This window comes from Pseudomonas sp. OV226 (assembly GCF_003148705.1).
GTDB lineage: Bacteria > Pseudomonadota > Gammaproteobacteria > Pseudomonadales > Pseudomonadaceae > Aquipseudomonas.
Map to the genome: position 1 here is coordinate 236,607 of NZ_QGGS01000006.1, position 7,605 is coordinate 244,211.

Below are 7,605 nucleotides of genomic sequence, written 5' to 3' on the forward strand. Positions count from 1 at the left end.
AGAGGCCCAACCCTAATAACTTTTCACCGCGCTGAAAACACCAAATCCATTTCAAGTAATTTAGTCATCAAACAATAATATTAAAACAACCACCCCCCCCCACATTTAACACAACCTTAATAACTTCGCCTTTGCCACTGCTTGCGTTCTCCGGGCAACACCCAACTTCCCATGAATTCGGCGCGCATGAGTCTTAACCGTATGTAAGGAGATATAAAGCTGCTCAGCTATTTGCTGATTGGAATTCCCTTGAGCAATTAACGCGAGCACTTCCAACTCGCGTCGGCTGAGCGGGCCTGCGTCCACGACAGACGGCAAATCGCTTACTTCACGTTCAAAATCCGGTTGTCGCAATTTCAATTCACGCAACGCTTGGTGGAGACCATGACGCTTAACCAATTGCTGACCGCACTGTAAAGCACGCTCAGCAAGGGAACTATCCCCCATCAACCAAGCGACTTGCCCCAGTGCCAACTGCAGTTCTGCCTCCAGGCTTAACATGCCTCTCTGTTGCGCCTGATCTATCAATCCAAACAGTTGAATTTGCGGCTGGTTTGCTTGGTGCAAACAGGTTTTCGCTAAAATCAGCAGGTATTCAATGCGTGGTATGAGATCAAGGGTGGCGGGGGGCGCCTGTCGCGCCTGAGGCCCACGATAATGACGCAAGACCCGCGTCAAGGCCTCAACCGCTAATTCGGGACGGCCCTGCTGGAGCCAGATTTGACTGCTGATTTGCAACAGCACACCGCGGTAAACAGTGTCGGGAATCTGCCGCTGTTGCATCAAGCGTTCGGCGTCGCGCAGATGGGCAAACGCCTGGGCATAGTCGCTCTGATTGGCCGCCACCTGAGCCAAACCGAGGAACCCATAAAGCACCCGTTTGTCGTGACTGCGCAGACAGATCTGCATCCCGGCTTCGAAATATTCGGCGGCCTGTGCATCCAGGCCCTGAGACAAGTTCAAGCGCCCACGGCGCAAGGCAATTCGCCCAAGCAAGGGCCCGGCGATCTGCTGCTGTTGAGTGAGTAGGCCATGTACATTCGCGAGCAAACTTTCGGCACGTTGAGGAGCGCCACGTTGCTCCAGTAATTGCGCGTGATCGAGTTCAAGCAGACCTTCGAACACCAGCGAGCCTTGTGCTCGTGCCAGGCACAACGCATCGCGGTTTATCGCCTGCGCCAAATCGAGTTCGCCCCTGAGCAGGGCTTGTTGCGTCAAACCCGACAGGCACATCAAACGTACGGGCCAGAGTTCAGCACCGAGCACGCTTAGCGCGTCGAGAAAATGCGCGCGTGAACCCTCCATGCGCCCTTGCAAATGCAGTAGCCAGCCTTGCTGGGCCTGCCAGCGCGCAATCAATTGCCGCTGAAGGAGCGCCGACGGTTGAGGGGTGAATCGAGACAGATGTTCGATGCATTCGGCCGCTTGCTCGAATCGACCGGCAAACAGCAAGGCTGCGGTGATCAACCCGACCAATTGCGGCGAGCCGAGCGTCAGTTCGTCGCCGTGCTGCTCATGCAAACGCAGCAACAGGACCACTGTCTGCTCCTCGAATAGATGCTCGAAACTGAAGTGCTGCAGCAGGCTGACCGCGACTTCGAATTCTTCGGCCAGCAAGGCCTGCTCGAAGGCGGCTTTCCAGTCCTGTTCAGCCGTGAACCATTGGCAGGCACGTCGATGCCAGGAACGACCGGCTGGCCATTGCTCATTGCGTATCGTGTGAGTGAGCGGAGCGAAAATTTGCAGCCAGTCTGCCGAGTCCTGCCAAGGCTCGATAAAACAGCCCAGTTCCTGCAACACCTTCAGGTACGCGCAGCCTTCACCGGCCCCAAACAGGTGATCGCAAAGGCTTGCATTGAAACGTGGCAAATGCGCCAGGACCCGCCAGACCTCCGCCAATTCCGGGGTCAGCACAGCGAACAACTCGTGCTGCAGGTAATCAAGCAACGTGTCCGTTTGCCCTTGAAGTGTGTTGTTGCGCGACCAATCACATTTTTGCAGCAGCGCAATCCGTACGCCCGCACACCAGCCGCCACTGCGCTGGATGATTTTACTGGCGGCGTTGTTGGCGTCTGCCTGCGGCAGATGGCGCAACAGTGCGGCGATTTCGGTTTGATTGAAGGCCAGCGTCGAGTGCTCACATTCATACAATTCGTCATCGAGCAGCAACCGCGGCCAGTTGCATTGCGGGCGCCGACGAGCGCCCATCCACCAGGTCAACATCGGGCTGCTGACCGCCAGCATGCGATCCAGCAACAAGTCCAGTTCGGGGTTCGGGACGCGGCAATAGTCGTCGAGAAACAGCCAGGTCGGCGTCTGCAATCGCGCCAGTTGCCCCAGCAATTCAGTTTCGCCTGACGAGGCCAGCCCTAGCGTCTCGGCCAGACGTTGTCGAAAATCAGCGGTGCTCATTGCCACGCCAGACAACGGCAACCAACACACACGACACTGCGGCGGTGCCTGCAACAGGCATTCGGCGAGCAGTGCGGTCTTGCCACTGCCCGCTGGTGCGCAGAGCAATTTCACCCGCGCCGTGGAGGCCAGCAGCGGCTCGGTCAAACGCTCACGCGACAGATGATGGGAGGACAGTCTGGGCAAAAATCCAGAACGGTCCAGACACGGAGTCATGGCGGTCATTGCGGCGTGCCTTTTTATAATTGTCCGCCAACCCTAGACCTGTCCAAGCCGCTTGTTGAGAAGTATTCAGCACGCTGATTGGCGCCCATAAAAAAGGCGACCGAGCGGTCGCCTTTTGCCTTGCGAATGTATCAACCCGGTTACCGAACCCCCTCGGCACGCAACGCCGATGGCGTGAAGTCGTTAACCTTGGCTTCAAAGGCAAACTCAAAACTGTGTTTCTCTTCGTTCTTCATGCCCAGTGCAATGTACCGGCCGGCAATGATGTCGTAGAGCGCTTCCAGCGTGTAGGCCTGGGCCTGGTGATCGTAGTAATACTGAGCGTGACCCTCCGCCACTCGCCACAGTTGCCCGCGACCGTCGTAGTGATCCACCAGCGCCACTTGCCAGCTGTCTTCGTCGATGTACATGTGGCGCTTGGCGTAGATGTGGCGCTCGCTCGGCTTGACCGTGCCGATCACTTCCCAGACGCGGTGCAGCTCATATCGGGTCAGGTCCTGGTTAATGTGGCCGGCCTTGACGATGTCGTCGTACTTGAGGCTCGGCGAATCCAGTTTGTAGCTGTTGTAAGGGATGTACATCTCCTTCTTGCCGACCAGTTTCCAGTCGTAGCGATCGGGTGCGCCGGAGAACATGTCGTAGTTGTCGGAGGTACGCAGACCGTCAGCAGCGGTGCCCGGGCCGTCATAGGCCACTTGCGGGGCACGACGCACACGGCGCTGGCCGGCGTTGTAGATCCACGCCAGACGCGGCTCTTTCACCTGATCGAGGGTTTCGTGCACCAACAGTACGTTACCGGCCAGACGTGCCGGTGCGGTCACCGACTGTTTGAAGAAAGTCAGCACGTTGGCGGCTTTGTCCGCGTCCATGTCCTTCATCAGTTGCGGAACGGCGATTTCTTCCTCGAAGCGGATCGGCGTGTAGCTGCCGTTGGTTTGCGGGGTCACCTGGGTGATGATGCGTTTGAGGTTGCCGCCGTGGTAACGGGTGATGTGGTTCCACAACACTTCGACGCCATTCTTGGGAATCGGGAATGCGTAGTAACGGTTGCCGGTGAAACCCGCCAATCCGTTACCGTCATTGATGGTGCTCACGCTCAGTGCACTGCGCTTGGCTGACTCGTAGATCTCTGGCGGCACGGCCACAGTGCGGTGGGTCGGGTAGACCGGAATCTTGTAGGTTTCCGGGTAGCGTTTGAACATCGCCACCTGGCCTTCCGACAACTTGTCCTTGTACTTGTCGACCGTCGCGGGGGTGATTACAAACAGTGGTTTTTCGTTGCCGAACGGGTCAGCCAGAAAACCTTTGCTGTCCACTGCACCGGCGTTTTTCGGGATGCCGCCGGTCCAGGCCGGAATAGAGCCGTCAGCGTTGCCGGCCTTCTCGGCGCCCAGCGGCGTGAGGCTGGTGCCCAGTTTGTTGGCTTCTTCCGGCGACACCGCCGCCATCACGTTGACAGCCAGCAAGCTCAGGGCCAGGGCGCCATATTGCAGAATCATCTTGCGCATTGAAATCATCCTTTCTCAGCCAGATCAGAAGTTCACGCCGAAGCTCAGCGCCACGAAGTCGCGGTCTTCGAGGACGTTGAAGTCACCACCAAAAAAGTCGGTGTAGCTCAGGCTCGCGGTATAGGTGTTGCGGTAGTCGGCATCGACACCGACGCTGACCGCTTTGGCGCCTTCGTTGAACAGCCCGTTGGGGCCGTAGCCGGCGACATCGTGCGACCAGGACAGGTTGGGTTTGAGGTTGATCCCGGCGAACACGTCGGCGTAATCAAGGATTGCCCGCGCGCGGTAGCCCCAGGAGGTCGAAGTGACAAACCCGTCAGTTTCGCCACCAAAACCGTATTGCCCGTAGACCGAATCACGGCCGTAACGCAAGTGGCTGCGTCCCTCCAGGCCACCGACATGAACCACCGCCGCTTCGCCGACCACGGTGAGCCGCTGAGCCCCCAGTACCTGATCGAAGAACTGCGTCAGCGAGCTCTGGATTTGCGTGACTTCCTTGCGACGGTAGCCTTTGTTGTCGGCACCGGGCGTCGAGACGATCGGCGATGCCAGACCACCGGCAATCGGGTTGAGCATCGCCAGTGTCAGGTCGTTGGTGTTGACCTGTACGGGCGCGTTCGGGCGATAGCTGATCTCGCCACTCCACGCGGTACCGGTGGACAATGTGGTGGAGAAACTCGCGCCATAAAGACGAATGTCCTCCGGATAATCGAGGTAATACTGACCGCGTCCCAGCATCACACTTTGCGCCAGCCCCGAGCCGCTGCCAGGTGCCAGCCGGTTGGCGGTGGCGACCATGCCCGGCAGGCTGGCCAGCGTCGAGGCGCCCGCTGTAACCGTGCCCACCGTCGGTGAGCGGCTGTGGTAGTTCATGAAATACAGACCGTACTCGGTGTCATCGCCGAGCCAGCGCAATGCCGTGCCCCACTGCCCGGAATCCCGCGCATCGCGGTCGCCGCCACGGGGAACGACCACGCCTTCGCGAGTCACCAGAATCGGTTGGCCGAACGCGGCGGCCAGCGGCGCCAAAGGAGCAATCGCTGGGCTACCGACGGTGTAATTGTTGTTGCAACCATCGGCCGCCACGTCGACAGCGAAGAATGTGCCGCAGTTGTCGAGAACGGTCTGGTCCCACTCCAGTTGGTAGAAACCTTCGACCGAGAGCTGATCCGTCAGGCCTTGGGAAACGTACAACATGTTTACCGGGATCAGGCCTTCCTTGATCTCGGCGCCCGGACGACGAAACGCAGAAACGTCGATCGGGTTGATGCTGTTGATCGAGTTGCCGATGAAGGTACTTTCCCCCCAACTGACCACTTGCTTGCCGGCGCGCACGCTGCCTGGGCGGTCGACAATGTTGTAGTTGTGATAAACGAAGGCGTCGAGAATTTGCCCGCCGGAAGACTTGGCGCCTTCCTTGCGACCTTTGTTGCTGATCGGCTTGAAGTCACGGTCTTCATCTTCCAGTTCGAAGTCGTACCAGTACTTGCCGCGAACGAACACACCGGTGTCGCCGTATTTCAGTTCGAGGTCGTGAATCCCTTTGAAGATTTTGGAAAAGGTTTCACCCTTGCTGAAGTTCAGCCGCCCGTCATCACCGGTCGATGACTGCCCGGTCCCGCCGTTCACGGTGCCGACCAAAGACTTGTCGGCATCGCGCATGCCCCAACTCGCGCCGATGGACAGCGAGGAGTCAAACGTCCCCTCGATCTCCCCAATGTTGAATGAAACAGCCTGCGCCTGGGCACAGCAACCCAAGGCCACCGCAGCGGCCAGCGCTTGCGGCGTGAAGATGGCGCGCATTGTTGTTTTTGTCATGCGTCTTCCCCGGTGAGTGACAGAAGGCCCCACCCTACTGCCGCAACCCGAGAGCGATAAGCGCACCAAGGAGGTATTCGGGATGTACCTCTAAAGGATGAATGGCCCGCAGGGACGCGGGTTTGCGCAGGGTATGGATGGGCTGGATGGCGGGTTATCAGTCAGATGCATGCGACCTCGTAGCCGCCATGAAAATCCGGGACTGTTGCTCGGGCTGCAACACTGCATGTCGCGAATCGCTATTTTTCCTTTTAGGTCAGGGGCTTATTCTTGCCGGGCTTTCAGGGGCAACCCGCTGAAGCACGAATCCAGATGAATCGATGCTTATCGATTGATCGCCCTGTGTACACAGACGTTGTTTTGTAGCTCCTGATCCAACGTCTTATTTGGCCGCTGCGTTTGCAGCGGCCTTTTTTATGTCTGTTGAAAAGCCGATCGTCCTGTTCTACGAGAAACATCCGAAAGCCACATGGGAAATTTCTTCTTGTACAGAAGTATTCCGACTCGCTTGCTTTAGCCTGCCGAAACTTCACTCAATCTCACACACACTTACTTACAGCCCAATCAGAATCATGCACCAAAGTTTTGCTGTAACTTGAAACAAGTCGACCGTACGCCGACAAACGGAAATCAGTACAAACCGAATATTTTCACCACCCCATCAATCCCCCATTCAACAAGCACGTTCAAAAGGATATGAATATGCAAAAACCCCCAACATGGGAGTTGACCGAAGCTGTTCACACGACTGCAATTGCCCCTTTACACATGCGCATCGTCCCTGCTACTTCATCAGTCATTCCCCACAGCGGCACGTTTGGCCCTCACAACCCCCAACATATTGTAATTGCGAACTCAGATAAAATAGAAACCACCAAAAAGTCGATTGAACAAGCACATCAAACCCGCGCTCATCAACTACCACAAACCATCGAACATGAACTCGCCACCACCAGACTGGAGTTTTCCAATCAACCTCTTTCTCCAGTAGACGCGATCATTCGTGAACTAGGTGTTCGGAACACTCTTCTGCATCGAAAGACCACTGACTTCCATCAAAAAATAAATCTCGCCAATCAGTTTTATGGCGGTGATCCGCTACGCCGTAGCTTGGTTGAGTTCTATCAAAAAGCAACGACCATGGAACAACGGGTCATGCCCAGTGGTATTGCAATGAACACTTGGGCGGCCTCGTACGCCGCGGCACACGAGGCCAGGCTACTCGCGCAATCCATTCAGATACTGAACCAGCAACACGTGCAGGTACTTAATTGGCTGGCTGCAGTACAAGCTAATGACCAAACGCAAGCGGCGGCGGCAGAAGCCCAACGAGTAGCTGCCGAAAGCACCAGGATCGTAGCCGAACAGCAACGCCTGAAAGCAATAGCTGATGCAGCACGTCGGGAACAAGAACAAGTCTGGTTGCGCGAACAGGCTCGGCTTGCAGCACTGGCGGAAACCGAACAGTTAGCTATCGAGCAAGCTAGAAAGGCTGCCGATAAGGCGCGCGCCGCGCAACTTAAGGAGCAGGCCCAGGCTCAAGAAAAGTACGTGATCCATAAACCCCACCTACTTCAGGATGGAGTTCTGGTTTACCTTGGCATTTCCGGTGAGCAGTTCCACGGCAGTAGCGCTTCGTAGT

4 protein-coding genes are annotated in these 7,605 nt (G+C 56.9%); 1 reads left to right on the forward strand and 3 read right to left on the reverse strand.

The features are described from left to right. Positions 1 to 105: 105 nt before the first annotated feature. The 3 genes from C7534_RS13930 to C7534_RS13940 all read right to left on the reverse strand — a co-directional run bounded on the left by C7534_RS13930 (position 106) and on the right by C7534_RS13940 (position 5,963). Complete coding sequence (locus C7534_RS13930; RefSeq protein ID WP_109786096.1) at positions 106 to 2,637, reverse strand: LuxR C-terminal-related transcriptional regulator; 2,532 nt, start codon at positions 2,635 to 2,637, stop codon at positions 106 to 108. A 140-nt stretch (positions 2,638 to 2,777) separates the two neighbouring features. Then, on the reverse strand, positions 2,778 to 4,145 hold the full coding sequence (locus C7534_RS13935; RefSeq protein ID WP_109786097.1) for a DUF1329 domain-containing protein: 1,368 nt from the start codon (positions 4,143 to 4,145) through the stop codon (positions 2,778 to 2,780). Positions 4,146 to 4,169: 24 nt separating this feature from the next. Next, positions 4,170 to 5,963, reverse strand: coding sequence for a DUF1302 domain-containing protein (locus C7534_RS13940; RefSeq protein ID WP_109786098.1), 1,794 nt, complete (start codon positions 5,961 to 5,963; stop codon positions 4,170 to 4,172). Positions 5,964 to 6,665: 702 nt separating this feature from the next. Between C7534_RS13940 and C7534_RS13945 the strand changes: the two genes are divergently transcribed. After that, entirely contained in the window at positions 6,666 to 7,604 is a 939-nt protein-coding gene (locus tag C7534_RS13945) for a hypothetical protein (RefSeq protein WP_109786099.1), read from the forward strand. Position 7,605 lies beyond the last annotated feature (1 nt).

Coding starts and splice junctions, on each gene's coding strand:
- C7534_RS13940 (WP_109786098.1), bottom strand. CDS start 5,963: ATGACAAAAACAACAATGCGCGCCATCTTCACGCCGCAAGCGCTGGCC.
- C7534_RS13935 (WP_109786097.1), bottom strand. CDS start 4,145: ATGCGCAAGATGATTCTGCAATATGGCGCCCTGGCCCTGAGCTTGCTG.
- C7534_RS13945 (WP_109786099.1), top strand. CDS start 6,666: ATGCAAAAACCCCCAACATGGGAGTTGACCGAAGCTGTTCACACGACT.
- C7534_RS13930 (WP_109786096.1), bottom strand. CDS start 2,637: ATGACCGCCATGACTCCGTGTCTGGACCGTTCTGGATTTTTGCCCAGA.